General features: G+C 44.5%; 23 protein-coding genes. 7 read left to right on the top strand and 16 right to left on the bottom strand.

The window, feature by feature from the left end; translation table 11 throughout:
• Nucleotides 1–135: 135 nt before the first annotated feature.
• From AC4CV5_RS00825 to AC4CV5_RS00815, 3 genes are all read right to left on the bottom strand, one after another.
• Nucleotides 136–1,113, bottom strand: a complete 978-nt coding sequence (locus AC4CV5_RS00825) for a sensor histidine kinase (RefSeq protein WP_456520618.1) — start codon at nt 1,111–1,113, stop codon at nt 136–138.
• Complete coding sequence (locus AC4CV5_RS00820) at nt 1,110–1,799, bottom strand: response regulator transcription factor (RefSeq protein ID WP_166846462.1); 690 nt, start codon at nt 1,797–1,799, stop codon at nt 1,110–1,112. The genes AC4CV5_RS00825 and AC4CV5_RS00820 overlap by 4 nt, the downstream gene beginning before the upstream one ends.
• 121 nt (nt 1,800–1,920) lie before the next feature.
• Complete coding sequence (locus AC4CV5_RS00815) at nt 1,921–2,319, bottom strand: hypothetical protein (protein WP_222142366.1); 399 nt, start codon at nt 2,317–2,319, stop codon at nt 1,921–1,923.
• A 172-nt stretch (nt 2,320–2,491) separates the two neighbouring features.
• On the opposite strand from AC4CV5_RS00815, the gene AC4CV5_RS00810 reads away from it, so the two are divergent.
• Nucleotides 2,492–3,457: an iron-hydroxamate ABC transporter substrate-binding protein gene (locus AC4CV5_RS00810; protein WP_490921945.1), complete on the top strand. Its 966-nt coding sequence runs from the start codon at nt 2,492–2,494 to the stop codon at nt 3,455–3,457.
• 42 nt (nt 3,458–3,499) lie between these two features.
• Here the strand turns inward: AC4CV5_RS00810 and fba are convergent, their stop codons facing one another.
• The 10 genes from fba to iolA all read right to left on the bottom strand — a co-directional run bounded on the left by fba (nt 3,500) and on the right by iolA (nt 14,802).
• On the bottom strand, nt 3,500–4,372 hold the full coding sequence (fba, locus tag AC4CV5_RS00805) for a class II fructose-1,6-bisphosphate aldolase (RefSeq protein WP_166846453.1): 873 nt from the start codon (nt 4,370–4,372) through the stop codon (nt 3,500–3,502).
• 20 nt (nt 4,373–4,392) lie between these two features.
• Nucleotides 4,393–5,229 carry a 2-keto-myo-inositol isomerase gene (iolI, locus tag AC4CV5_RS00800; RefSeq protein ID WP_166846450.1) on the bottom strand — a complete coding sequence of 279 codons (837 nt, stop codon included), beginning with the start codon at nt 5,227–5,229 and terminating at the stop codon, nt 4,393–4,395.
• 86 nt (nt 5,230–5,315) lie between these two features.
• Nucleotides 5,316–6,185 carry a sugar phosphate isomerase/epimerase family protein gene (locus AC4CV5_RS00795; protein ID WP_119914520.1) on the bottom strand — a complete coding sequence of 290 codons (870 nt, stop codon included), beginning with the start codon at nt 6,183–6,185 and terminating at the stop codon, nt 5,316–5,318.
• A 19-nt stretch (nt 6,186–6,204) separates the two neighbouring features.
• The gene (iolG, locus tag AC4CV5_RS00790) at nt 6,205–7,239 is read right to left on the bottom strand and encodes a bifunctional inositol 2-dehydrogenase/D-chiro-inositol 1-dehydrogenase (protein WP_490921944.1); all 1,035 of its coding nucleotides are present in this window, start codon (nt 7,237–7,239) and stop codon (nt 6,205–6,207) included.
• A 22-nt stretch (nt 7,240–7,261) separates the two neighbouring features.
• Nucleotides 7,262–8,578, bottom strand: a complete 1,317-nt coding sequence (gene iolF / locus AC4CV5_RS00785) for a myo-inositol transporter IolF (protein WP_490921943.1) — start codon at nt 8,576–8,578, stop codon at nt 7,262–7,264.
• A 14-nt stretch (nt 8,579–8,592) separates the two neighbouring features.
• Nucleotides 8,593–9,486 (bottom strand): myo-inosose-2 dehydratase, encoded by an 894-nt coding sequence (gene iolE / locus AC4CV5_RS00780; protein WP_490921942.1) that lies wholly within the window; start codon nt 9,484–9,486, stop codon nt 8,593–8,595.
• 15 nt (nt 9,487–9,501) lie between these two features.
• Nucleotides 9,502–11,415 (bottom strand): 3D-(3,5/4)-trihydroxycyclohexane-1,2-dione acylhydrolase (decyclizing), encoded by a 1,914-nt coding sequence (iolD, locus tag AC4CV5_RS00775; protein ID WP_166846440.1) that lies wholly within the window; start codon nt 11,413–11,415, stop codon nt 9,502–9,504.
• Between the two features lie 32 nt (nt 11,416–11,447).
• The gene (gene iolC / locus AC4CV5_RS00770) at nt 11,448–12,425 is read right to left on the bottom strand and encodes a 5-dehydro-2-deoxygluconokinase (protein WP_166846437.1); all 978 of its coding nucleotides are present in this window, start codon (nt 12,423–12,425) and stop codon (nt 11,448–11,450) included.
• Between the two features lie 23 nt (nt 12,426–12,448).
• Nucleotides 12,449–13,264 carry a 5-deoxy-glucuronate isomerase gene (iolB, locus tag AC4CV5_RS00765; RefSeq protein ID WP_490921941.1) on the bottom strand — a complete coding sequence of 272 codons (816 nt, stop codon included), beginning with the start codon at nt 13,262–13,264 and terminating at the stop codon, nt 12,449–12,451.
• A 74-nt stretch (nt 13,265–13,338) separates the two neighbouring features.
• Complete coding sequence (iolA, locus tag AC4CV5_RS00760; protein WP_490921940.1) at nt 13,339–14,802, bottom strand: methylmalonate-semialdehyde dehydrogenase; 1,464 nt, start codon at nt 14,800–14,802, stop codon at nt 13,339–13,341.
• Nucleotides 14,803–15,219: 417 nt separating this feature from the next.
• Here iolA and iolR point away from each other — a divergent pair, with 417 nt between their 5' ends.
• The 5 genes from iolR to AC4CV5_RS00735 all read left to right on the top strand — a co-directional run bounded on the left by iolR (nt 15,220) and on the right by AC4CV5_RS00735 (nt 19,887).
• A complete protein-coding gene (iolR, locus tag AC4CV5_RS00755; protein ID WP_464877462.1) occupies nt 15,220–15,975 on the top strand; it encodes a myo-inositol utilization transcriptional regulator IolR in 756 nt (251 codons plus the stop codon).
• Between the two features lie 53 nt (nt 15,976–16,028).
• Nucleotides 16,029–16,961, top strand: a complete 933-nt coding sequence (locus AC4CV5_RS00750) for an aldo/keto reductase (protein ID WP_490921939.1) — start codon at nt 16,029–16,031, stop codon at nt 16,959–16,961.
• 324 nt (nt 16,962–17,285) lie between these two features.
• Nucleotides 17,286–17,936: a hypothetical protein gene (locus AC4CV5_RS00745; RefSeq protein ID WP_222142372.1), complete on the top strand. Its 651-nt coding sequence runs from the start codon at nt 17,286–17,288 to the stop codon at nt 17,934–17,936.
• 3 nt (nt 17,937–17,939) lie between these two features.
• Complete coding sequence (locus AC4CV5_RS00740; RefSeq protein WP_248602339.1) at nt 17,940–18,248, top strand: DUF2653 family protein; 309 nt, start codon at nt 17,940–17,942, stop codon at nt 18,246–18,248.
• 253 nt (nt 18,249–18,501) lie between these two features.
• Nucleotides 18,502–19,887 (top strand): sugar porter family MFS transporter, encoded by a 1,386-nt coding sequence (locus AC4CV5_RS00735; RefSeq protein ID WP_326222396.1) that lies wholly within the window; start codon nt 18,502–18,504, stop codon nt 19,885–19,887.
• A 38-nt stretch (nt 19,888–19,925) separates the two neighbouring features.
• Here AC4CV5_RS00735 and htpG read toward each other — a convergent pair whose 3' ends face one another.
• The gene (gene htpG / locus AC4CV5_RS00730; protein ID WP_490921938.1) at nt 19,926–21,806 is read right to left on the bottom strand and encodes a molecular chaperone HtpG; all 1,881 of its coding nucleotides are present in this window, start codon (nt 21,804–21,806) and stop codon (nt 19,926–19,928) included.
• Between the two features lie 180 nt (nt 21,807–21,986).
• Nucleotides 21,987–22,238: a hypothetical protein gene (locus AC4CV5_RS00725; RefSeq protein ID WP_102702907.1), complete on the bottom strand. Its 252-nt coding sequence runs from the start codon at nt 22,236–22,238 to the stop codon at nt 21,987–21,989.
• 117 nt (nt 22,239–22,355) lie between these two features.
• Between AC4CV5_RS00725 and AC4CV5_RS00720 the strand changes: the two genes are divergently transcribed.
• Entirely contained in the window at nt 22,356–23,177 is an 822-nt protein-coding gene (locus tag AC4CV5_RS00720) for an SDR family oxidoreductase (protein WP_222142376.1), read from the top strand.
• A 794-nt stretch (nt 23,178–23,971) separates the two neighbouring features.
• Here AC4CV5_RS00720 and AC4CV5_RS00715 read toward each other — a convergent pair.
• Nucleotides 23,972–25,114 (bottom strand): TetR/AcrR family transcriptional regulator, encoded by a 1,143-nt coding sequence (locus AC4CV5_RS00715; RefSeq protein ID WP_490921937.1) that lies wholly within the window; start codon nt 25,112–25,114, stop codon nt 23,972–23,974.
• Nucleotides 25,115–25,242 lie beyond the last annotated feature (128 nt).

Here is a 25,242-nt window from a genome sequence, read left to right as displayed (position 1 = left end):
CCTTATTGGTATTGTTCATCAGAAATTGGCTTATCATGTGTTTGCGGAAAGCATAAAAAAAACCTCCTGATAAGCTGATAAACAAATCTTATCAAGAGGGATGACAGTGTGCTATGCGGTTTTCTTAATGGCTCCTTACATTTTTGTAAGAAACAAAAACTGTACCGCTGTGCCCTTTCCCGGAGCAGAGCTGATCTCCACTTCATGATTCAGTTTTCCCGTGATTTCTTTCACCAGATGAAGCCCTATTCCTGTTGACTCTTGGAAACGCCGGCCGTTTTCACCTGTGTAATAGGGATCAAACACACGCTTTATATCCTGCGAGGGAATCCCCACACCATGATCTCTTACTTCTAACACGGTTTTATCCTCATGCTGAAAAATTGACAGCTCAATCCGGTCACTCACTCCCGCAGAATACTTCACTGCGTTTGTCACGACCTGTCCGATCGCAAATTTCAGCCATTTTGGGTCTGTATAAATCGTAGCGTCAGTGAGAATGTTTGTTTTCGGATATACACGATGCTCAATAAAGTACCGTTTATAGCTTTGAATAACGGTTTGGAGAATGTCGGTTAAAGAAGCCGCTTCTATTTTGAAATCTCTCTCAAACAGGTCGAGCCTCGATGAATACAGCAATGTTTCCAGTCCATATTCAATCTGCCGGACTTCTTTTTTGATTTGCCCAAAAATAGGCTCATCCTCTTCCTGAATGATTAAATTAATGACAGAAAGAGGCGTTTTCACTTGGTGCACCCACTGGTTCATATAGGTCACCCTGTCTTCAAGCTTGGCTTCTGTTTCGTGAAGCTTTTGATTGTAGAGGCGGTTCAGTTCCATCTGTTTTTCATAAAGCTCAGCACAAAACAGAGAAGAGCCTAAATCAGGCACGACTGCATCCTCCTGATGGGAGCTGAGCCACTGATAAACACCGCGGTCTTGATACCAGCGATAGATCAAATACACAGCTAACAACAGCAGCTGCACGCCGAGTATATAGAATAAATGGGCTAGAGAACGCTGGCCCGCAAACCAATAGTACGCAAAAACAAAAATCCCTTGAATCAGAAAAAGCAATATTAAGAGTACATGAGTCCGCAAAAACAATTTCATGACAGCGGCCTCAATTGATATCCTTCACCGCGGACAGATTCGATCGAAAAAGGAACCTCTAAGTCCCGAAGCTTTTTGCGCAAACGGGTGATATATACATTCAGCGTATTGTCATCGACGAACAGATCAGTATCCCACGTTTTTTCCATTAACCGGTCTCTTCCCGTTACCTTTTCTCCCCGTTCCAACAGCACTTCAAGAAGCTTGCTCTCTTTCTTAGACAGCTCGCATTTTTCTTCTTGATAACGCAGTTCAAATCGCTCTACATACAGCTGCACACCCTCGAATTCCACGATTCTTTCTCCCTGCTTCACCGCATACTCTCCATACGCCCTGCGAATTTGGCTTTTGATTTTCGCGAGCACAATGTCATAAGAAAACGGCTTTTCAATATAATCATCGCCGCCATTTTCAATTGCCATCACTTGGTCCATTTCGCCGCTTCTGGCAGAAATAAAGATGATCGGGCTGGTCGAATGCTGGCGGATCTGCCGGCACCAATAAAATCCGTCATATGCCGGCAAATTGATATCAAGAAGCACCACATCAGGCTTTTCCCGCAAGAACATATCCAATACAGACGTAAAATCAGTGGTAACCACCGTATCATAGCCGTACTTCTCTAAATAATTTTGTAATAGTGACCGAATGTCTTCACTATCTTCGACAATCATGATTTTATTCATGCAATCCATCCTCCAAAAGGATAAGGCCGTTTCAGAGCCATCTTTTTTGATGCCCCCATCATAATGCTTTCATCGGTTCTGCGCAACAAGAGAAAGCGGGCCTTTATAAAAGACCCGCTTCTTACTGTTCTTTTCGAATATGTATATCTTGAATAGACTGTTTCGGGGCATGAAATCTGCTTTCGGCTTCACTCCTTGCCTCTGCAAAAGCCCGTGCCTCCACATGATCTTTATAGACATCCAGCTGAATCAGATACAGCGGACGCACTTTAAAACCATGAATTATCGTCACAGCCCACAACGGGAGCACAATAAAAACGCCGGGCAGATCCGGCAGCACAAAACCAAACGCAAATACGAAAAAATAAATGATTCCATACATGATCCACTTTCTATTTCTAACCTTGATGCCAATAAATAAAAAGGCAAAAAAACTGGCAATGGCAAAAGGCATGAAAATAAACAGCATCCACCAACTATGCAGCAACTCCCATGCGCCACCTCTTTTAGTAATTCCCATATTTTCCTCCTCCCATTTACCTATAATAATAGATTAAGAACACCGCGTCACCTGTAAATAAAAAAACGTTCTCTTAAAATAGTGATAGACGGGGCACAGGTTTCTTGCTATATTATTAGTTGATAATGATAATCATTACTAATCAATCAACATACATATTGGAGGGTTCTTGATGAAAAAGAACACATTGCTCGTGGGCATGCTGGTGCTGCTTCTTATGTTTGTCAGCGCTTGCAGCGGCACAGCTTCGAAAGGAAGCTCAAGTGATTCAGCTTCCGGTAAGACAGAAATGAGAACATACAAATCAACAAAAGGGAACGTCAAAATTCCTGCACATCCGAAACGCATCGTCACTGATTTTTATGCTGGAGAATTGCTGTCTGTGGGGGCGGATGTAGTCGGCTCGGGCTCATGGTCATTCGATAATCCGTTTTTAAAATCAAAGCTGAAAGATGTAAAGGATGTCGGTGATCCGATCAGCGTGGAAAAAGTGATGGAGCTGCAGCCCGACTTAATTGTTGTCATGAATGAAGAGAATGTAGATAAATTAAAGAAAATCGCTCCAACTGTTGTCGTTCCTTATAACACAGCGAAAAACGTAGAAGACACAGTCAGCATATTCGGGGATATCGCCGGAGCGAAAGATGAAGCAAAATCATTTATGGCTGACTTTAACAAAAAAGCGGAAGCAGCCAAAAAGAAAATTGCCGGCGTCATCGACAAGGATGCAACCTTCGGCATTTATGAAAACACGGACAAGGGCGAATTCTGGGTGTTCAATGATAATGGCGGACGCGGCGGCCAGGCTGTATACAATGCGCTTGGGTTAAAAGCGCCTGAAAAAATTGAACAAGATGTCATCAAAAAAGGAGAGATGAAACAGCTCTCTCAAGAGGTCATTCCTGAGTATGCCGCAGACTATATGTTCATTACAGATTACAATCCGAAAGGCGAAAGCAAAACACTCGATAAGCTGGAGGAATCCTCTATTTGGAAAAACCTAGACGCTGTCAAACATAACCGTGTGTTTATCAACGACTTTGACACATTCTACCCGTACGATCCAATTTCCGTCAGCAAACAGGTTGATTTGATTGCTGATATGCTGGTGAAACGTGAGAAAGAAAACCAAAAATAATGGCATGATAAAAGCACTCACGATGACGTGAGTGCTTTTTCTTCAGCTGACTTGCTGTCTAGCGGCTTTTCCCGCTGAGCCGAATTCTCTCATTTTGCTTTTCACTGTTTCTTTTACTGCGTCAATTCCCGGCGTCATATAAGCGCGTGGTTCATATAAGTCAGGATTTTCTTCAAACATGACGCGCGTTTTTTCTGCCCATGCCACCATACATTCTGTATTGATGTTGATCTTCGCGTGGCCAAGCTGGATGGTTCTTACGATTTGATCAGCCGGAATTCCCGATGCACCGTGAAGAACTAGGGGAATGTTCGTAGTCTTAGCGATTTCCTCCATCTCTTTGAATCCGAGCTTAGGCTCACCTTGATACTTTCCATGAACTGATCCGAGCGCAGCGGCCAGGGCATCAATATTGGTTTCTTCCACGAGACGCTGGCACTCATGAAGATCAGCGTATTTTACACCGCCCACAAGACCGTCCTCCATGCCGCCTACCGTACCGACTTCAGCCTCTACTGACACACCGTGAAGCTTGGCATAGTCTGCTACCTCTTTCGTCATTGCGATATTCTGATCAATCGGTGAATGTGATCCGTCAATCATGACCGAGCTAAACCCTGCGTCAATGGCTTGTTTACAGCGCTCCACGCTGCTGCCGTGATCAAGGTGAAGGACAACGGGAACGGTGATTGACAATTCTTCCATCAGCGCATTGACCATCGCAGCTACGGTTTTGAATCCGCCCAAATAGTCGATCAGCCGGTCCGAAGCCGCCGCGATGACAGGCGACTGTTCTTCTTCCGCAGCCTGTAAAATCGCCTTCGTCCACTGCAGGCCATTGATATTAAACTGGCCGATTGCGTATTGCTCCCGCTTTGCATCTTCAAGAAGCTCTTTCATCGATACAAAAGCCATGTCCACCCCTCCTTTATCCATTACATGTTGAAGTATTTTGATACGACATCAACCGTTGTTTTTTTCGCTGTTTGAATGGCTTCCTCAGCACTCAGCTTATAGTATTCAGGCCGGAAGAGCTCAACTGATACAACATCAGAGAAGCCGATTTCCTTAAGGGCTGATAAGTGGGCATCTAAGTCAATCGCCCCTTGGCCCGGCCATACACGATCCTCATCCGTTAAAAAGCCGATTGGGAAATCTTCGGTATCGTCGATATGGTAGATGAAAATTTTCTTTCCGTCCGCCTGCTTTAAGCTTTCAATATTTGAACCCATTGCATGGAAATGGAAACTGTCAAGGACAAGGCCGACATTGTCCCGGTCGACTGTGTTTACGATGTCGTACGCCTGTTCAAACGTATTGACCGTACATTGCGGGTGGCCGACAAATTCAAGTGCGATTTTTACGCCGTACGGCTCCGCGATATCTGAAAGCTCAGTCAGCACCTCTACACTGCTCTTTTTGATCTCTTCTTTTACAATCTTCTGCTCAGTCACAAGCGGGACGGCCACGACATATTTCACACCGAGGGTTTTGCACGTTTCCATCATGCCTTTAAATTCAGCGATGATCTCATTGTGGCCCTTTTCATCACGGTTGTTGAAGAATACGAGTGCATTTAAGGCAAGCGGCTTGATGTGATGGGTTTGAAAATATTCCGCAAGATCATCCAAAGAATGGTCTTTTAAGTACTCCGGCAGCTTATCCATTGTGCGGATTTCAATATAATCATAGCCGTGCTTTTCGCATAGTTCTAAATCCTTTTTAAGATTTGAGTTTTCCAATGTTGTTGCTTCATTAAAGCAAAGTTTCATGTCAGACTCCCCCATCTGCGTTTTAGATATGAAGGGAGTTCGGCAGGATGGCTATTCGCCATATCCCGCCGAACTCCATGCTCAGCTTATGCCAGACCTAATTCTTCTTTCATTTTCCGAAGCATAAACCGGCTTGATTCATCCGCTCTTTCGTCGACCCAAGCAAAAACGGCATTCGTCGCAATTCCGTCGAACTTCATCTCTCTCAGCTTTCTGAAAATCGTTTCAAAATCAACCTCACCTTGACCAATGTCCAAATGCTGGTGAACGGTTACTTTCGCGTCAGGCGGATTGACGATGTAGCGCAGGCCATGAGCCGCTTTATGATTAAAGGTATCTGCAAATAAAACGTGTGTGAGGCGGTCGCCGGCTTCGTCAAACATTGTCTCGATGTCGCCTTTGCCGTCATCATAGAAGAACGTATGCGCAGTTGAGTAGACAAGATTAATCCAATCCTTGTCAAGCGCACGGATCATATCCATCGCACCTTTGTGCGTTTCGATAAAATCGTATGGATGGGCTTGAAGGTTGAGTTTAATGCCTTCTTTTTCAAAGACTGGGAGAAGCTCATCCATGGATTTGATAAATTTTTCTTCACTTGTTAAAGGATCATATTTTGAACCGCTGAATTCACTGTTCATCAAATCCACTTCAAGTTCAACCGCAATTTCGATCGCCCTTTTCCAGTTGCGCACCGCTGCCTGGCGGCGGTCTTCATCAGGACCCGCCCAGTGGTAAAGAGGAAGGAGGGATGAAAGCTTAACACCTGTATCCTTTAATAGACGCTTTAATTGTTTGATTTTTGCTGAATCGACTTTCGGATATTTATAGAATGGACAAAAATCCTCGCGCGGCGATAGCTCAATATATTCATAGCCAAGCTCCGCTGTTTTATAAACCATTTCCTCCAAAGTTAAATCATCACGATACATCGATGGATCCAATGCTAATTTCATAATTTCACTCCTCTATTTTTTAGTTTTCAACTGTTGTAAACGATTGATAGAATTCCGGTTTTTCCTTCAATTCAACCTTTTCTTTTTGTCCAGATTCCTGGGCTTTTACACACGCGTCAGTCGTAACAGCGGCAATATAGCCGTCCCATGCCGTTGGTCCGCTGACTTCGCCTTTTTTCTGGATGGAATCAATGAAGTCTTGGATTTCTACGTCGTACGCAGCCACAAAGCGTCTCTGCCAATCCATCAGAATATCTGTGCTGAATTTGCCTTCTTTTCTCATGCTGATGCTTGATGGTTCAGGAAGTTTGATGACCCCGTCTTCTCCGACGATTTCACATTGAATGTCATAGCCGTATTTACAGTTCACATAGATTTCAGCATTGATGACAATGCCGCCTTTTGTTTCAATCAATACGATTTGTGGATCTTTTAAATGCGGAAGCGCATTTTTCGATTTTTTCGGATAGATGACTTGAACAGACTCGTAGTCATCATTGACGAGCCAGTGCAGCACATCGATTTCATGAACAAGCGTGTCGACTACGGCCATATCTGTTGTGTAATTATCTCCCACAGTCGGGTTGCGGTGCGCGCAGTGAATCATAAGCGGCTCGCCAATAACATGATTATCGAGTGCTTCCTTCAGCTGTACGTAACCGCTGTCATAACGGCGCATGAAGCCGACTTGAACTAGGCGTTTGCCCACATTGATTTCCTCTTCGACGATGCGCATGCATCCTTCAGCCGTTGTCGCGAGCGGTTTTTCACAGAACACATATTTCTGGGCTTTAATCGCTTTCAGCACGCTCGATTCATGGGCAGGTCCCCAGCTTGTCACTAAGACAGCGTCTACATTTTCGTCTGCAAGCAGGCTGTCATCATTCGGATAAACCGTCGCGTTTAATTGGTATTGCTCAACGACCTTTTGTGCGGCTTCTTGATTGACATCCGTTACAGCGACAATTTCTGCGCCGGACAGCTTATTCGTGATGCGGTTAATATGTTCTTTTCCGATTGCTCCAGTTCCAATTACGCCAATACGTAAACTCATTGACAGCCACTCCTTCTGTTGGTTACATGATTTTGCTTTCTGTTCCTTGCTTTACTTGGCTCTGAGGAGATCCGTAGAGTTCCTCTTGAATTTGTTCAAGCGACTTGCCAGACGTATTAGGCGCAAAGAGAAGCCCGATGATCATACTGGCCGTCACACATCCGAGGAGAATTGCAGCCATCGTTCCAATGCCGAAATTCGTAATAATCATTGGGACAAACAGACTCCAAATCCCTATTGAAATACGGACGAGGAAAAACATCAGTCCTTGTGCAGAAGCACGATATTGCGTAGGAAAGATTTCACTGGCCCATAACTGATAGTTGGCTTGCTGCCCGGCTCCGTTGTTGATCCCAATCATGACAATAAACAGGAGCAGAACCGGCAGTCCTTCAACCGGCAGCAGAAACAGCGTCCATCCGATCACTGCCATAAAAGCGGCGATTCCAAACACGGTTTTTCTATATTTGTCGGCAAAGGGCATGAAGATCAGAGCGACCCCCAATCCTGTGAAGATAAACAGTCCCATTTGCAAAAGATTTGCCGTAGTGGCCGATACACCGCCGACCTGCTGATAAATATATGGCATAAAGAACCCCATTACGCCAGCTGCTAAATTCCAAACCAGAAACACGCCCATTAAAAACAGTATGTTTTTTAGATACATAGGCTTGAGCAAATCAAAATACGATGTTTTGTTGAGTACGGCCGGCTTCCCTGCCTGCGAATCTCCCGGCTGTTTTTTTGGCTGCCATGCGTCTGACTCCGGAAGCCTGATTCTCAGGATGTACGTAATCAGCGCAATGACAAGCAGATGGCCAAAAACGATTTTATTACCTAGGATTCCTAAATCTCCGACCAGTACGGAGAGAAGCAGAACAACAACTGCCCCCGCGGCCCAGGCGACTTGTGCCACGCCGCAATGGCGGGCCCGATTTTTCTTTGGCGCATTTTCTGCAATAATGGTCCATGATGCGGTAATGTCAGCTCCTACTGATAAACCGATGATCATGTAACCGCTTAACAACATGGGGAAATTAACCCCGAACAGAACCAAACAAATCCCTATTGCATAAACCAACATGCTATTGGTATAAACAGCCTTCCGCCCGACTTTATCAGCTAGATACCCGCCAAGCAGTGCACCGACAGCGGCAGAAATTGCATTTGCGCTTAGCGCGCCGAGCAGCCCGATTTGCGTATCAGATAGCTTTAGGTAACTGACCCATAACGATAAACCAGCAGAGCCCGCCACAATTGAACCGGCATCAATGTAGTTAGCCAATGCTGCCGCGATTGTCCGTTTATTGAAGGCTGAATCCCCATTGGTATTGCCCATATATTCAGTCCCCATTAAGCCAGATCCAACAACTGCTCATCAATATAGTTTCTCGCGATCAATGCATACTCAAGCGGGTTTGCAACATCAGGGTCCTGTTCAGCTTCAACGACAATCCATCCGGAATAATCATGCTTCAACAGCAGCTGATATACTTTTCTAAAATCAATGCATCCATCACCGGGAACCGTGAACATGCCTTTTAAAAATGCTTGTCGAAACGATTCCCCTCCAAGCCTGCATTGTTCCATGACATTCAGGCGGGCATCTTTAAAGTGCACATGCTTAATGCGGCCGATATGCTTCTCAAGCATTCCCATATAGTCACCGTCAGAAATATACGCATGCCCTGTATCATAGAGGAGGTGTACATGCGCGGGGTCTGTTCCAGCCATCAGGCGGTCCACTTCTTCCGCGGTTTGGACGCCAGTGCCAAGATGGTGATGATACACAAGCTTTAAGCCATGCTGATCAGCAATTTTGCCAAGGTGATTCAATCCTTCGCAAAGCCGTTCCCATTCATCATCCGTAAAGTGCGGCTTCTCTGTGAACACATTTTTCTCCAAGCTTTGCACACTGTGTGTTTGTTCAGAGACAACTGCGACATCCGCGTTTACTTGTTGCAAATACTCACAATGCAGGGTAAATGCCTTTGCCGCTTCACCGAGTCCGTCACGCAGGATAAAGCTGCTGAACCATTTTCCCGCGATTCTTAAATTTCGAAGTTTCAGCTCTTTGTTCAGGATGGCCGGTTCGGGGAAAAATCCCCCGACTTCCGTACCTTGAAAACGTGCGACAACGATATCACTCAACAAATGCTGAAGTGTGTTTCCCGCTCCGATTTCAGGAATATCATCATTCCGCCACCCTATTGGAGCAATGCCCCACAGGATTTTATCTTTGCCCATCTATGAGCCTCCCCTCTAATACTGCTTCGCAGATTCCAGCATTTTTTCTTTTGCTTCGTATGCCTTCTGAACGCTCTCCTGTTCAGATACCTCTGCTACGCCGACATGCCACCAGCTGTCATAGCCGTCCGTCATTGTTTTTGGCAGAACCTTCATCTCAATTAACGTTGATACGTCTTGTTTCTTCGCATCCTCTAACGCCGCTTTTAACTCTTCTATCGTGTTAGCACGGTAGGTTTTCGCGCCGTATCCCTCAGCAACTTTTGCATAATCAATATTTAAAATCTGATTATCATCTGTGCGGAACTCACAATAGTAGCTGCCGCTGCCGTGATCCATTTGTAAGTTGTTGATACATCCAAAACCAGAGTTATCAAAGAGCAGCACATTGATTTTCTTGTTGTACTGAATCGCCGTAATCAGCTCGGAGTGAAGCATCAGGAAGCTGCCGTCTCCGACAATGGAATATACTTCTCTGTCAGGATGGGCCAGTTTAAGACCCAGTGTCCCGGACACTTCATAGCCCATGCAGGAATACCCGTACTCCAGGTGATACGTATTCGGAACATTTGAATGCCACAGACGCTGCAAATCTCCTGGAAGGGAACCTGCTGAACAGATGATTACGCTGTCTTCAGGAATGGTCTCGTTGATTGTCAGCAATGCCGTTGTTTGCGGAAGCTCAGTATTCAACGCGTCAGCGTATTCATTTAGAACCTCTTGAGAGAAATGATTTTTGATTTCCGGATCAAATGCTTCCCGTTTAAACGTCACTTTGCTGAGGCGTTCGCGTTCAGCGAGCCATTCGTCCTTCAGCTCCTTGATCGTTGAACCGAATTCACTCTTATAGCCTTCAAGCAAGCCGTGCAGTTTGCCAAGCGTCACTTTCGCATCTGCTACCACTTGGAACGCATCAAGTTTATACGCCTGCATTCGGCTGACATTGATGTTCAGAAACTTCGCTTTATCAAAATCAAAAGCGGTCTTAGAGGATGTCGCAAAATCCGTATATCTTGTGCCGATACCGATAATCAAATCAGCTTGGCGGGCCGCTTTATTTGCCGCAAGTGTACCTGTGATGCCCATTCCGCCGAGGTTGTTCGCAAAATCAGCTTCAACTGTCGACTTTCCTGCCTGCGTTTCAACTAACGGAATGTGATACGCTTCAGAAATGGCAACCAATTCATCGCGCGCACCGGAGTATTTTGCGCCTCCGCCGACGAGGATCACAGGATTTTTGCTGGCTTTAATCAGCTCCGCCGCACCTTGAAGCTCGCGCTCGCTCGGCTGTAAGCGATCAATATAGTGAACCCGTTTGACGAAGAAACTTTCATCAAAGTCGTATGCTTCTCCTTCGACATCCTGAGAAATACAAATCGTTGCCGGACCTGCTTTTGCCGGATCAGTCATCACTTCAAACGCGCGCAGCAAACTGCTCATAAGCTGCTCAGGACGCGTAATGCGGTCCCAGTATCTCGATACAGGTTTCAATGCATCGTTTGTTGTAATCGCCGCACTGTATTCTTGCTCCATCTGCTGCAGTACAGGATCTGGCTGTCTTGTCGCAAATGTATCTGCCGGAATCAAGAGAACCGGGATATTGTTTGCCAATGCAGTGCCGGCTGCCGCCACTAAGTTAGCCGCTCCCGGTCCGACGGATGTAGAGACCGCATATATTTTTCTTCTCAGCATTTGTTTGCTGTACGCCATTGCGGCATGCGCCATTCCTTGTTCATTTTTCCCTTGATAGACTTTCAAATGGCCTGCATCCTGCTCAAGCGCCTGGCCAATCCCTAATACGTTTCCATGACCGAAAATCGTGAAAATCCCTTCAACGAAAGGCTCTTCCTTTCCATCTACATGGATGTACTGCTGGTTTAAGAATTTAATCAGCGCTTGTGCTGTTGTTAAGCGAATTTTCCTACCCACAAACGATCCCACCTTTACTCGATCTTTTTCAATTATGACTGTGCTTCAATAAGCTGTACGATTTCATCCGCAGTCGGCATTGCTTCTGACGAACTGTGCTTGCTCACCACAATGGAGGCTGACGCGCTGCCGTATTTCAATGCCGTTTCGATGTCTTTTCCGCTGACAAGGCCATAGATAAAGGCTGACGCATAGGAGTCACCGGCTCCAAAGGTTTTCAGCACTTTTGTCTTGTACGCTTGCGCTCGGTATACCTCACCAGATTTGCTGTATGCGTAAGAGCCTTCGACGCCGTGTTTGATGACAACGAGGTCGGCTGAATGGCTAAATAAATGATTGACCGATTCTTCATTGCTTCCGCCTGTGCGATTTTCCATCACATCAAATTCATCGCGTGTGCCGATCACGATATCAGACTGCTCGGCGACCAAAGAATAGTAAACGGCTGTTTCATCCGCTGACTGCCACGTATACGGGCGGTAATCCAGTTCGAACACCACTTTGACCTGATGCTTTTTCGCATATTGAACAGCTTTTAACACCGCTTCCCTTGATGGGCTTTTAGCAAGTGCTGTCCCGGAAACAAGCAGCATTTTCGCATTTGCGATATAGTCCTCGCTTACCTCTGAAGGCTCAAGATAAAGATCCGCCACATCATCTCGATACATTAAGATGCTGCATTCTTCAGGGCTCAGAATTTCCGTAAATGCAAGGCCAGCTTTGTGTCCATCTTGATCTACAATCATCTGCGTTGTATCAACGCCGGTATTTCTCATATAGGACTCTATGAATCTTCCATGCTGGTCATCTGGAATTTTGCCGATGAAGCCCGCTTTTAAGCCAAGCTTCGCGCTGCCAATCGCGATATTTGCAGGTGAACCGCCGACGTATTTCGAAAATGTCATTGTTTCTTCCATTGGGCGGTTGTATTCGACTGCGTTCAGATCAATACATGCCCGGCCGATGGCAACAATATCAAAAGCCTTCTCTTCATTAAATGTATACTTCATCGTAAACAGCCACTCCTCACTTGTTAGCGTTCTAAAATCCACTCATGCGCCGGGTCATTATGAAACTTCCATTTCCGCGTCGGCCCTGCCATGACATTTAAATAGTAGGATGTGTATCCATCCGGAACGCCTACCGGGTGGTATCCAGCAGGAACAATGACAACGTTTTCATTTTCTGCAGTCATTGTCTCGTCAATAGAGCGGTCATCTGTGTATACACGCTGAAACACAAAGCCCTGTCCCGGGTCTAATTCATGGTAGTACGTTTCTTCTAAGAAAGATTCTTCCGGCAAGTTGTCTTGATCGTGTTTATGAGGCGGGTAGCTGGACCAGTTTCCGCTGTCTGTATAGACTTCAACTACTAACAGGCTGTTAGCTGAAGGGTCTGAATCCGGAAGAATGTTGTGAACAGTACGTTTGTTTGAAAACTTCCCGCGATGCTCAATTCCATTGTCTTCCGCTTTGATCAGCTTTGTCGGAAGCTGTTTTTCAGATGGAGAATAGCAAAGCGCCACTCTTGCATCGCTGACAGCTGTGATCTCAAATGCACGATCATTTGAAATATAGACACTGTCTGTCGGTTTTCGTTCGAATACGCTTTCACGCGTGCCGATATTCTCAAAAGTCGACTCATGATCGGTTACTGTAATGTTTCCCGTTACCGCCACAATACAGATTTCTTGTTTTTTCAATTCTTCTGCATAGCTGGAACCGGAAGCGAGATCTAACACTTTAAACTCTACATAGGTGAGATTAGAGTTGGATTTCGTTACTTCGTGCACCAGTTTAACCCCATTAGATATTTCATTCGACTGCGGCTTACGCAACAAATAACTCATAGTGAAGCCCTCCTCTTTCTATTGTAAGAATGAGTCCGAACAGCGCACATGGGCGCCGTTCGGCTGTTCGTCGTTTAGTTGAAATCAGGTGCCGGATATCTTGCCGTAACCACTTTTTTACGTGTATAGAAGTCGACGCTGTCTTTTCCGTTCGCATGCAGCGTTCCAAAGAATGATGACTTCCAGCCAGAGAATGGGAAGAACGCCATCGGAGCCGGTACACCCAGGTTGATGCCGAGCATACCCGCATCAATGTTTTCACGGAAGTAGCGGACTGCATTTGAGTTGGAAGTGAACAGGCAAGCACCGTTCGCAAACTCAGACTTATTGGCAATTTCAATTGCTTCCTTCAGGTTTTTCACACGGATGATAGATAAGACCGGAGCGAAAATTTCATCTTTCCAGATCGTCATCTCTGTCGTGACATTGTCAAAGATCGTAGGGCCGACAAAGTAGCCGTCGTCAGACACATTTTCACGTCCGTCACATACGAGTCTTGCGCCTTCTTCCAGCCCTTTTTCGATATAGCTGAGCGTGCGCTTCTTGTTGTCTTCGCGAATAACCGGACCTAAGAACACACCGTCATCAAGGCCGTTACCGATTTTAATATCAGCCACTTTTTCCTGCAGCTTCGCCATAAACTCATCAGCGATTCCTTCTTCAACCGTCACCACCGCACAAGCCATGCAGCGTTCACCCGCAGAACCGAAGGCTGCTCCGATAATGTTTGTGATTGTGTCTTCGAGATTCGCATCGTTCAGGACAATCGTATGGTTTTTCGCGCCAGTCAGAGATTGAACGCGTTTTAAGTTTTCGCTTCCTTTTTTGTAGACGTATTCGCCGACCGGCTTGGAGCCTACGAATGAAATTGCTTTAATTTCAGGATGCTCAAGGATGCCGTTCACTACGTCATGCGCACCGTATACGACGTTGAATACCCCTTTCGGAAGGCCCGCTTTTTCAAAAAGCTCAACCAATTTCTCTGTTAACAACGGTGTACGCTCAGATGGTTTTAAAATAAATGTGTTGCCGAGAGCGATTGCCATCGGGAACATCCAGCAAGGAACCATCATCGGGAAGTTGAATGGCGCGATTCCGCCGACAACTCCGATTGGGTAGCGGTAGTTGGCCGCTTCAACATCTGTTGCGATGGAAGCAAGTGAGTCACCCATCATCAGGGAAGGCGCTCCAGCTGCGAATTCAACGTTTTCAATTCCGCGTCCCACTTCTCCAAGAGCTTCTTTAGTGTTTTTTCCATTTTCAATGGTAATCAGATGAGCAAGTTCTTCTTTATGCTGAGAAAGCAGCTGCTGGAAGTTAAATAGAATTCTGGCACGGCGCGGAACCGCCACTTTTGACCATGTTTTAAATGCCTCAGCCGCTTTTTGCGCAGCGTAATCAATATCCTCTTTTGTTGAAATCGGCACTTGGCACAGTACTTCTTTCGTCGCCGGATTCACAACGTCTTCATATTTATCTGTTTTGCTTTCAACCCATTCACCGTTGATATAGTTTTTTAATTTTCTGATTTCTGCCATTCTTATTGCCTCCTTCATTAGTAAACACATACACTTGTATGGGTGGTTCAGGATAGATTCATATCAATATCCACTGTTTCAGTAAGCCAAGAATTAAACGCTTTCAAAAAAACAAAAAAAATAAATGGTGATGCAATTTTAGATACAAGCAACCATTTCATGCACATCAGGTTACTTTTTGGTCATTTCTTGGTTATATTCTAATCGCATAATACCCATAAGTCAATCATAAACACTAAATTTTTTCATTATTTTTATTATACTAATCTTTTAACTTATTAAGAGAGTAGCGAGAAGTCCGTCGAATCTTGCAAAAGATATACACCAATGTTATCATTTTTTAAGCAACTATTGATCAACTCTTGGGTTTTATTATATATTTATGTTAGGTAAAGATTCAAGAAGGAGTTTATTTATATGAAACTGATGCGGATTCAGGAAATGGAGGAGTACATTTTATCGCATGGCACTGTTTCCTTAGATGAGCTGTGCCAGGTGTTCAATGTCTCCAAAAACACAGTCAGACGTGATATCAACAAGCTAACAGAAAAGGGTGCGATTGAAAAAGTATACGGCGGCGTAACATCTATTGAGAAAACCGCATTAGTTCCTTTTGAGAATCGCACCATTCAGCACCAAGATGAAAAAACAAAAATTGCCCATTATGCTTCCCGTTTTATTGAAGATCACGATTTAATCTTCATTGATTCAGGAACAACAACAAAGTCTATTCTCGATACGCTTGATCCGGCCAAAAATGTCACCATTTTAACCAACAGTTTAGACATTATCAATGCGGCTTCAGCTTTGAAGAATATCAACTTAATCATTATCGGAAACAACTATAAAAGAAAAACGCGCTCCTTTGTCGGCATGGACGATCCGGCTATGCTTGATAAGTACAATATCAACAAAGCCTTTATGTCCGCTACCGGAACGACGCTGACACACGGATTGACCAATTCGGATCTGCTGGAGTACGAAATTAAAAAGAGGATTTCGGAAAAAGCAAAAGAAGTGTATTTATTGGCTGACCATTCTAAATTCGGAAAATCAACGCTACTGACGTATGCGCCATTTGACAGGCTGCATTGCATTGTGACATCCCAGCCATTAGATGACGAGTACACACAGTATTGCAATGAGCACCAAATCGGCATTCATCTGGCCTAACGGTTACAATAGTGTTGAGAGTCTTTCATCCATTTTATTCTAGGAGGCAGATCATGAAAAAAGCTACGCTCGGAAAATCAGACTTGCAGGTATTCCCTATCGGATTAGGAACAAATGCTGTCGGCGGACACAACCTCTACCCGAACCTGAATGAAGAAACCGGAAAAGAATTGGTTCGCGAGGCGATCCGTAATGGCGTGACAATGTTAGATACCGCTTATATTTATGGGATCGGCCGTTCTGAAGAATTAATTGGCGAAGTGCTGCGCGAATTCAATCGTGAAGATGTTGTCATCGCGACGAAAGCCGCGCACAGAAAACAAGGAAATGACTTTGTCTTTGATAATTCACCAGAATTCCTTAAGAAATCAGTTGATGAAAGCCTGAAGCGTTTGAATACGGATTATATCGATCTATTCTACATTCACTTCCCGGACGAACAAACGCCTAAGGATGAAGCTGTCAACGCGCTGAATGAGATGAAGCAAGCCGGAAAAATCCGCTCCATCGGTGTATCCAACTTCTCTTTAGAACAACTGAAAGAAGCAAACAGAGACGGCTTGGTAGATGTATTGCAAGGCGAATACAACCTGTTAAACCGAGATGCGGAAAATACATTCTTCCCTTATACGAAGGAGCATAATATTTCATTTATCCCTTACTTCCCGCTCGTATCAGGATTATTGGCAGGAAAGTATACAGAAGATACAACGTTCCCTGAAGGTGACCTGCGAAACGAAATGGAAAACTTCAAGGGCGAGCGTTTCAAAGAAAATATCAGAAAGGTCAACAAGCTTGCGCCGATTGCCGAAAAGCACAACGTGGACATCCCTCACATCGTATTGGCTTGGTATTTGGCAAGACCGGAAATTGATATTTTAATCCCTGGAGCGAAACGTGCCGATCAGCTGGTTGATAACATCAAAACCGCTGACGTGACGCTTTCTCAAGAGGATATTTCGTTTATTGATAAGCTGTTCTCATAAGAAGTAGAAAACAGCCTTCTCCAATGAGAAGGCTGTTTTTATTTGTGCAACATTATTCTATCATCCTAAGATTGCATGTTGAGAAAACATCGTAATAGCTTCAGTGAATTACTGATTTTGGAGCAAAAACTTACAAAAAGAGCCATAAATCCGATAAAATAAAGGTAAGTTATCTCAGAAAGAAAGTGATTGAAAAAGCAAAACAAGATATGAAACGTTAGTATCATCAAGAAATAAGAGACTCATGTGTATAAAAAATCTGCACAGCTACTTTTATTTGCAGCTCAGAATAATGGGCCGTTTCGGGTCTATGGAGGAAACAGAATGAAACTCACATATGTAAAAGCTTTTGTGGCAGTAACCGTTGCTTTAGGTGTACTGCTGCCATCAACCGTTTCTCATGCAAAAAGTTTTAGCGGCCGCTCATCATCTAGTTACAGCAGCCGAAGTTCAAGCTCATCATACAGCGGAAGCTATAAATCCAGCCCAAAATCAAGCTATAGTTCAGGATCAAGCTCGTCAAGCAAAAACTCTAAGACGTCTGACGATTCATCATCATCGATCTCACTGAAAAAGAAATCTTCGGAAAAATCGAGCTCATCAGGCGCTAAAAAATCGACAGGCACATTTTCTGGCGCCACCTCAAAAGTAAGCGGAAAGACATACAGCGGAAAAACGTCTAAAGCTTATGTTGGCGGACGTTATGTTTCAGTCAATCATTACTACAATGCAGGATTCTCGCCATCAGGATGGTTCGGATATTATAGCGGATTCACAATGGGCATGTTCATGATCAGCATGATGCACCCTTGGGGTTACACCTACCATCCAGTCGGGGGCCCAGGCTATGTTTCGTATGGCGCTTCGCCCATTGCTTGGATCGTTGATGTCATCGCTCTGATCATTATTTTACTCATTGTCATCGCACTGATTCGCGCATTCAAAACACCGAAGACGTACAGAAGGAGCTTTTAGGGAATGAAATTAGTATTAAATGAGCAAGAAATTGTAGACGGGATTTGTGTGTATATTTCTAATGAAGAAGATATGTACCCTGAGGACGTTGAAGTAAAAGAGCTGTCTTACAACAAGCGTACAGGTTTCTTCGCTGAAGCTAAATATGGCATGCACCACAAGCAGCTTATGTCAGACGAGATTTCAGAGGGCATTATCCAGTTCTTAGAGGAATACCACAACTTCAACCCAGACGTTACAGTTGTAGAATTGCAATTTGATAAGAAAAAAGGGTTCTCCGCCTTGGTTTTCGTCAACGAGGGAATGTCCTAATCAAAACCTTACTCCGCGTGAGTAAGGTTTTTTATGATGTTTTCCCCCGGGATTATTCTAGGAGTTGCTTCGTATTTCCCGTACTCATTGGATCTGTCACCTACGCAAAAATCGCCAACACCCCGCGTTTTGGCTTTAACATTTCCTTTTTTCAAAACAAATGTTTCAAATCAGATAGGAAAAGGGTACTACTCTATTAACTTTGTTAAACATAAGAGATACTCATTGGCCTAACAACTGAGGGGGAACATTTGTGAAGACAAACACAAGGAAATATATGATCTACTTTTTCGGCGCTTTAGGGGGGCTCCTTTACGGTTATGATACGGGCGTCATTTCTGGAGCGCTGCTTTTTATCAACAACGATATTCCTTTAACCACATTGACAGAGGGATTGGTTGTCAGCATGCTGCTTCTTGGTGCGATTTTCGGTTCTGCTTTGAGCGGCACATGCTCCGACCGTTGGGGCAGGAGAAAAGTTGTATTTGTCCTTTCCATCATTTTCATTGTCGGCGCGCTCGCTTGCGCGTTTTCTCAAACGGTCGGCATGCTGATTGCATCTCGGGTGATTCTCGGGTTGGCCGTCGGCGGTTCAACAGCACTTGTGCCCGTGTACCTGTCAGAAATGGCACCGACGAAAATCCGCGGGACACTCGGCACGATGAACAACTTAATGGTGGTTACCGGTATTTTATTAGCATATATCGTAAACTATCTGTTCACGCCGTTTGAAGCGTGGCGCTGGATGGTAGGGCTGGCTGCGGTGCCTGCTGTGCTCTTATTAATTGGAATCGCATTTATGCCTGAATCACCAAGATGGCTCGTAAAGCGCGGGCGTGAAGATGAAGCGAAAGATATTATGAAAATCACTCATGACCAAGAAAATATTGAGCAGGAACTTGCAGATATGAAAGAAGCGGAAGCTGGGAAAAAAGAAACAACACTCGGTTTGCTAAAAGCAAAATGGATTCGTCCTATGCTTCTCATTGGCGTCGGCCTTGCCATTTTCCAGCAGGCTGTCGGCATTAACACGGTGATCTACTACGCGCCGACCATTTTTACAAAGGCCGGCCTCGGCACGTCTGCTTCTGCGCTCGGCACAATGGGGATCGGTGTCCTCAACGTCATCATGTGCATCACTGCCATGATCTTAATTGACCGCATCGGCCGCAAAAAACTGCTAATTTGGGGAAGCGTCGGCATTACACTGAGCTTGGCCGCACTAGCAGCTGTGCTCCTGACACTGGGGCTCTCTACATCAACAGCATGGCTGACCGTCGTTTTTCTCGGCGTCTATATCGTATTTTACCAGGCAACATGGGGGCCGGTTGTATGGGTTCTGATGCCTGAGCTCTTCCCATCCAAAGTGCGTGGAGCCGCAACAGGCTTTACTACTCTGGTGTTATCAGCTACCAACCTGATCGTGTCGCTTGTCTTCCCGCTGATGCTCAGCGCAATGGGCATTGCATGGGTCTTTACAATTTTTTCTGTAATCTGCCTGCTTTCATTTTTCTTCGCCCTCTACATGGTTCCTGAAACCAAAGGGAAAAGCTTGGAGGAAATTGAAGCAAGCCTGAAAAGACGGTTTAAAAAGAAAAAAAGCAGCCAAAACCAAGTGCTGAATGAGCGTACATTATAAAAAAAGGAATCGTCCCAAGGGACGATTCCTTTTTTCTATTACACCATAACCTTGCAAATATTGTTGGTAAATTCAACAGGGTCTTGAATTGGCAAGCCTTCGATGAGAAGCGCCTGATTGTACAGAAGATTTGTGTACAGGCTCAGCTTCTCTTTATCCTCTTCAAATGCGTCCTGCAGCGTTTGGAATACTTCATGATTCGGGTTGATTTCAAGCACTTTATCCGCCTTTACATTTTGGCTGTCCGGCATCGCGTTTAAGATTTTTTCCATCTCGATTGTCACTTCGCCGTCAGCGGCAAGGCAGACCGGATGTGATTTGAGCCGTTTTGAGATTCTGACGTTTTTCACTTTATCTGACAGAATATTTTTCATTTCCTCAAACAGATCCTTGTACTTGCTTTCCTCTTCCTCGGACTGCTTTTGATCCTCATCCGTGTCTATGCCAAGATCTCCGCTTGATACGGATTTGAACTCTTTTTCCTGATATGATGCCAGCATTTTAATCGCAAACTCATCGATGTCCTCGGTAAAGTAGAGAATTTCATAGCCTTTGTCGGCTACCATTTCTGTTTGCGGCAGTTTCTCAATGCGATCGTATGAATCACCGGTCGCGTAATAAATGTATTTCTGCTCCTCAGGCATTCTGGATACGTACTCGTCTAAGCTGACCAATTTTTTCTCTTTGGAAGAGTAGAATAATAGGAGGTCCTTCAATTGATCCTTATTCGCGCCAAAATCATTGTACACGCCGAATTTCAACTGTCTGCCGAATGACTTGTAGAACGTCTCGTATTTCTCTCGGTCTTTTTTCAGCAGGCTTTGCAGCTCGCTTTTGATTTTCTTGCTGATATTTTTCGCGATCAGCTTCAGCTGGCGGTCATGCTGGAGCATTTCTCTGGAAATGTTCAGAGATAGATCCTCAGAATCGACCATGCCCTTCACGAAGCTGAAGTGGTCCGGAAGCAGATCCGCGCATTTGTTCATGATCAGCACGCCATTGGAATACAGCTCCAAGCCTTTCTCATATTCCTTGGAATAATAGTCAAACGGCATGTTTTCAGGAATAAATAGAATCGCATTGTAGCGAACGGCACCATCCACACTGATATGAACATGTGTGAGCGGTTTATCAAACCCGTAATGCTTTTCAGCATAGAACTTTTCATAGTCCTCATCTGTCAGCTCGCTTTTGTTTTTTCTCCAGATCGGCACCATGCTGTTTACCGTCTGTTCTTCCTGTACCTCTTCAAATTCATTCTCGCTGCCTTCCTTCGGCTTATTAATGGTTGTATCCATTTTGATCGGGTAGCGGATGAAGTCGGAGTACTTTTTGATGATCGCTTTTAAACGATATTCTTCTAAAAACTCGTCATAGCTGTCATCTTCTGTGTTCTCTTTGATTTTCAGGATAATGTCTGTGCCGACAGAATCCTTTTCACACGGCTCAATCGTATAGCCGTCTGCACCCGCAGACTCCCATTTATATGCCTCTTCGCTGCCGTGCGCCTTACTGATGACAGTCACGACATCGGCAACCATAAACGCAGCGTAAAAACCGACACCAAATTGGCCGATGATGTCATGTCCGTCTTTCAGCTCGTTTTCCTTTTTAAACGCGAGGGAACCGCTTTTCGCAATTGTGCCGAGATGCTGTTCAAGCTCATCCTTTGTCATCCCGATTCCTGTATCGGAGATCGTTAATGTTCTCGCACCTTTGTCAGCCGCAACCTTTATGTAGTAACTGTCTTTATCAAATGTAAGCGCATCGTCCGTCAGCGCTTTGTAATAGATTTTGTCAATCGCATCACTGGAATTGGAGATTAACTCACGCAGGAAAATTTCTTTTTGGGTATAAATGGAGTTAATCATCATATCCAGCAGTCGTTTGGACTCTGCTTTAAACTCTTTTTTCGCCACTCTAGATCGCCCCTTTTTGATATGTTGTTATGTTATGTAAACCCTTTTCAGCATCTATTTATCACATACGGTGACAATTGTCAATCAGATTGATAGATGCATATATATGTAAATTTAACATTAGTTGGGTTTGTTTTCACTATTTTTTCTAGGTCATTCTGATAAAAAAGAGAGGATTCATCACCCTCTCTTTTTTTCCGCATCATTCCAGCGGCCAAACTCCCGCTTCATCCATATATGCACCGGGTAGAAAAACAACCCGAACGGTATCAGAAACAGTAGATTATGCCATGAAGCATTCAGAAATGCGCTTGCAGTAACCGGAAACGTAATCTCTCGCAATAAAAAAGAGATGACTGTCAGCACAACAAACGCAGACGGAATCGTGACGAAGCAATAAAACTTGAGCTCCTTCTTATGCCGTACCTTCAAAATACACAAACCTCCCAACAATTTCTAGTTCATCTTAACATATGTTGGCATTTCTTTTCTCGCATGTTTACCTCTGCACATAGCGGGAAGACAAATAGAAAAAGGAGGACTCGTGCCATGGGAAGACTTGAAAACAAAACCGCAGTCATCACAGGCGCCGCGACAGGCATTGGACAAGCGACGGCAGAGGTTTTTGCCAATGAGGGTGCGCGTGTGGTGATCGGAGACATTAATGAAAACCAAATGAAAGAAACGGTTGAAGAGATTAGAAAAAACGGAGGACAGGCGGACGCCTTTCACCTCGATGTGTCAGATGAAAACAGTGTGAAAGCATTTGCTGATCAAATCAAGGATGCTTGCGGAACGATAGATATTCTGTTTAATAACGCCGGGGTTGATCAGGAAGGCGGAAAAGTGCACGAATATCCGGTTGACCTGTTTGACCGCATTATCGCCGTCGACCTGCGCGGTACATTCCTTTGCAGCAAATACTTGATTCCGCTCATGCTCGAAAACGGAGGCTCCATCATCAATACCTCCTCCATGTCAGGCCGGGCCGCGGACCTCGACCGCTCTGGCTACAATGCCGCAAAAGGCGGTATTACTAATCTGACAAGAGCGATGGCGATCGATTACGCAAGAAACGGCATCCGCGTCAATTCTATTTCTCCGGGAACGATCGAAACCCCGCTGATTGACAAATTAGCAGGAACCAAAGAACAGGAACAGGGCGAAAAATTCCGCGAAGCCAACAAATGGGTCACGCCGCTCGGACGCCTCGGCCAGCCGAAGGAAATGGCAACAGTGGCACTGTTCCTCGCATCAGATGACAGCTCATACGTCACAGGAGAAGACATCACCGCAGACGGCGGCATCATGGCGTACACATGGCCTGGGAAGATGTTGATTGATGAGAAATGGAAGGAAGAAACGAAATAAACATGTTCTGCGCAATATGATGTATTACGATCCATATATTAATTAACATTAAAAGGGAGCTCAGCCTTGATCACGAGGTTAAGCTCTCTCTTTATTCGCTCCTAATTTTTCCTCTATCTGTAAAAAAAGAGATGAAAACTACTTATTGTATTCATTCATATATTTTACATACTATTAATTCTACCTTACAATATACTTAGCATTTATTAGGAGTTGATAGAATGAAATTGCTATATGCCTATATCATTTTAGGAGGTTTAATTAGCATATCTCTTTCTTGTTTTTTTCAGTTAGGAATTTTTAATCTTGCTTTATATCTGATCTATTTAAACTATGGACTTTTTTTATATAGGCGAGCTAAAAGCGCCAAAAACTCAAATTAATACTTGTATACCCCTTAACAGATTGTCAAAAAGAGAAAATAAAATCTTGTAGGATAGAGAATTCCCTCTTACAAATTCTACATATAGAAAGGTACGCAATTTATGTCACAAAACAAACTTCTCTTTTTACTCTTTTCATTTTCTTCTATCGTTCACTTGCTCTTTAATACAACTTTAGACCCCACTTTAAGCTGGAAATCTTGGTCGGTGAACATTGCTCAAATTCTTTTGGCCCTTCTATTTTTAAATCTTACCTTGAAAGAAAAGAGAGAAACTCATTAGACCAAGTGACTTAACGACACAAAGCCCGGACTGAGTATCCGGGCGATTTTATATCCATTGTAACGGTTACCTCTCTAAGATTTCCTTTTCGAAACATATTGAAGTAACCCCGCAGGCTGATTTTCTCGTTTATAGCAATACAACCTTATACTTCTTCACATCCAAAAACTGCAAAAACTCCCTCGCCAGCACTTCCGGCGCATGCGCCTTCCCTTCATCAAGCCGATACAAAATCAGCCCGATAACCATCGCGGATACATAATAGGCATAAAGCTTTTTCTCCGCAGAAATATCAGCTTGCTGGTGCAGGTAAAACGATTCCAGCGCTTTGAGCATCTCGGGTATCACATGAGGAACACCCCAGTCTCGATTCAGCAAATGGACAACAGGCATGCGGTCTAAAGCAGAAAGCAGGCTGGCGAGTGTTTCCTCCGCTTCCTCTAAGGAAAGCTCATTCGGACTGGAGGCAATCGTCAGGTGATCTATGATCTCCGCACATGATTGCTGAATCATGGTTTGCAGCAATTCCTCTTTGCTGGCATAGTGATCATAAAAGGTTGCGCGGCGGATATTGCTTTTCCGGGTAATGTCTGAAATTGTGATGGACGCGTAGTCTTTTTTCTCTGCCAATACGTCCAGAAAAGCCTTCTGCAGCGCCTCTCTCGTTCGAACCACACGCCTGTCAATTTGCTTGTCCTCATGCCGCTCCTTTGACGCAGCCTGTCCAAACAGCCAATAAAACCGCTTTTGAGAAACGAGCTCCCATACCTTTTGGCTGATGGCTTCCGGAGACGCGTCTGCATCCTCATTCAGCCAATATAGGGTAATCGCGTACGTGTACAAAGCCCGGTAATGTCCGTAAATCTCCTGTTCGATCGGCGTCAGATTCACATTGACAGGAGCCAGCAAAACATCCTGCTGAAACACATCCTTAAAAAAACGATGAAAATGTTCTCTGTTCATCATCGTGCCAAAAAAGGATCGATGCTCGTGGACAAACGACAGAGTCGGATGCACTGTGTGCCGTTTTTTATTTAAATGGAGTGTGTCCATGTGCTTAAAGGCGTCATAGAGCGCTTCGCCCAGCCCTTCCTTCATGTCTTCAATTACATCCTCAATAATAGAAAACTTGTCTTCATAATAAAGATAGAGCGTCCCGCGGCTCACTTTGGCCTTTTCAGCAATTTCTTTCATTGTGATATGTTGAATATCCCTTTCTTCCAATAAGGCCAGCAGCGCCTGTTTCACTTGAGCTTCAGCAGATTCCGGCACAAAAGACACCCCCAATCATTAGACAGATGTTCGATATATGTACGGTAACGTATAGATGGTTCACCGTTGTCTTTCTTACAGAAAAGGTACCACTTTATAATAGGTCCGAGAAAAGAAGAAAGCAAATG

The organism is Bacillus sp. NS1, from assembly GCF_058248265.1.
The sequence above is the reverse complement of the archived record's forward strand: the minus strand, read 5'-3'. Positions and strand labels throughout refer to the sequence as shown.

What these genes read in the sequence shown, in the direction of transcription:
- AC4CV5_RS00825 (WP_456520618.1), bottom strand. Translation starts at nt 1,113, where the DNA reads ATGAAATTGTTTTTGCGGACTCATGTACTCTTAATATTGCTTTTTCTG.
- AC4CV5_RS00820 (WP_166846462.1), bottom strand. Translation starts at nt 1,799, where the DNA reads ATGAATAAAATCATGATTGTCGAAGATAGTGAAGACATTCGGTCACTA.
- AC4CV5_RS00815 (WP_222142366.1), bottom strand. Translation starts at nt 2,319, where the DNA reads ATGGGAATTACTAAAAGAGGTGGCGCATGGGAGTTGCTGCATAGTTGG.
- AC4CV5_RS00810 (WP_490921945.1), top strand. Translation starts at nt 2,492, where the DNA reads ATGAAAAAGAACACATTGCTCGTGGGCATGCTGGTGCTGCTTCTTATG.
- fba (WP_166846453.1), bottom strand. Translation starts at nt 4,372, where the DNA reads ATGGCTTTTGTATCGATGAAAGAGCTTCTTGAAGATGCAAAGCGGGAG.
- iolI (WP_166846450.1), bottom strand. Translation starts at nt 5,229, where the DNA reads ATGAAACTTTGCTTTAATGAAGCAACAACATTGGAAAACTCAAATCTT.
- AC4CV5_RS00795 (WP_119914520.1), bottom strand. Translation starts at nt 6,185, where the DNA reads ATGAAATTAGCATTGGATCCATCGATGTATCGTGATGATTTAACTTTG.
- iolG (WP_490921944.1), bottom strand. Translation starts at nt 7,239, where the DNA reads ATGAGTTTACGTATTGGCGTAATTGGAACTGGAGCAATCGGAAAAGAA.
- iolF (WP_490921943.1), bottom strand. Translation starts at nt 8,578, where the DNA reads ATGGGCAATACCAATGGGGATTCAGCCTTCAATAAACGGACAATCGCG.
- iolE (WP_490921942.1), bottom strand. Translation starts at nt 9,486, where the DNA reads ATGGGCAAAGATAAAATCCTGTGGGGCATTGCTCCAATAGGGTGGCGG.
- iolC (WP_166846437.1), bottom strand. Translation starts at nt 12,425, where the DNA reads ATGAAGTATACATTTAATGAAGAGAAGGCTTTTGATATTGTTGCCATC.
- iolB (WP_490921941.1), bottom strand. Translation starts at nt 13,264, where the DNA reads ATGAGTTATTTGTTGCGTAAGCCGCAGTCGAATGAAATATCTAATGGG.
- iolA (WP_490921940.1), bottom strand. Translation starts at nt 14,802, where the DNA reads ATGGCAGAAATCAGAAAATTAAAAAACTATATCAACGGTGAATGGGTT.
- iolR (WP_464877462.1), top strand. Translation starts at nt 15,220, where the DNA reads ATGAAACTGATGCGGATTCAGGAAATGGAGGAGTACATTTTATCGCAT.
- AC4CV5_RS00750 (WP_490921939.1), top strand. Translation starts at nt 16,029, where the DNA reads ATGAAAAAAGCTACGCTCGGAAAATCAGACTTGCAGGTATTCCCTATC.
- AC4CV5_RS00745 (WP_222142372.1), top strand. Translation starts at nt 17,286, where the DNA reads ATGAAACTCACATATGTAAAAGCTTTTGTGGCAGTAACCGTTGCTTTA.
- AC4CV5_RS00740 (WP_248602339.1), top strand. Translation starts at nt 17,940, where the DNA reads ATGAAATTAGTATTAAATGAGCAAGAAATTGTAGACGGGATTTGTGTG.
- AC4CV5_RS00720 (WP_222142376.1), top strand. Translation starts at nt 22,356, where the DNA reads ATGGGAAGACTTGAAAACAAAACCGCAGTCATCACAGGCGCCGCGACA.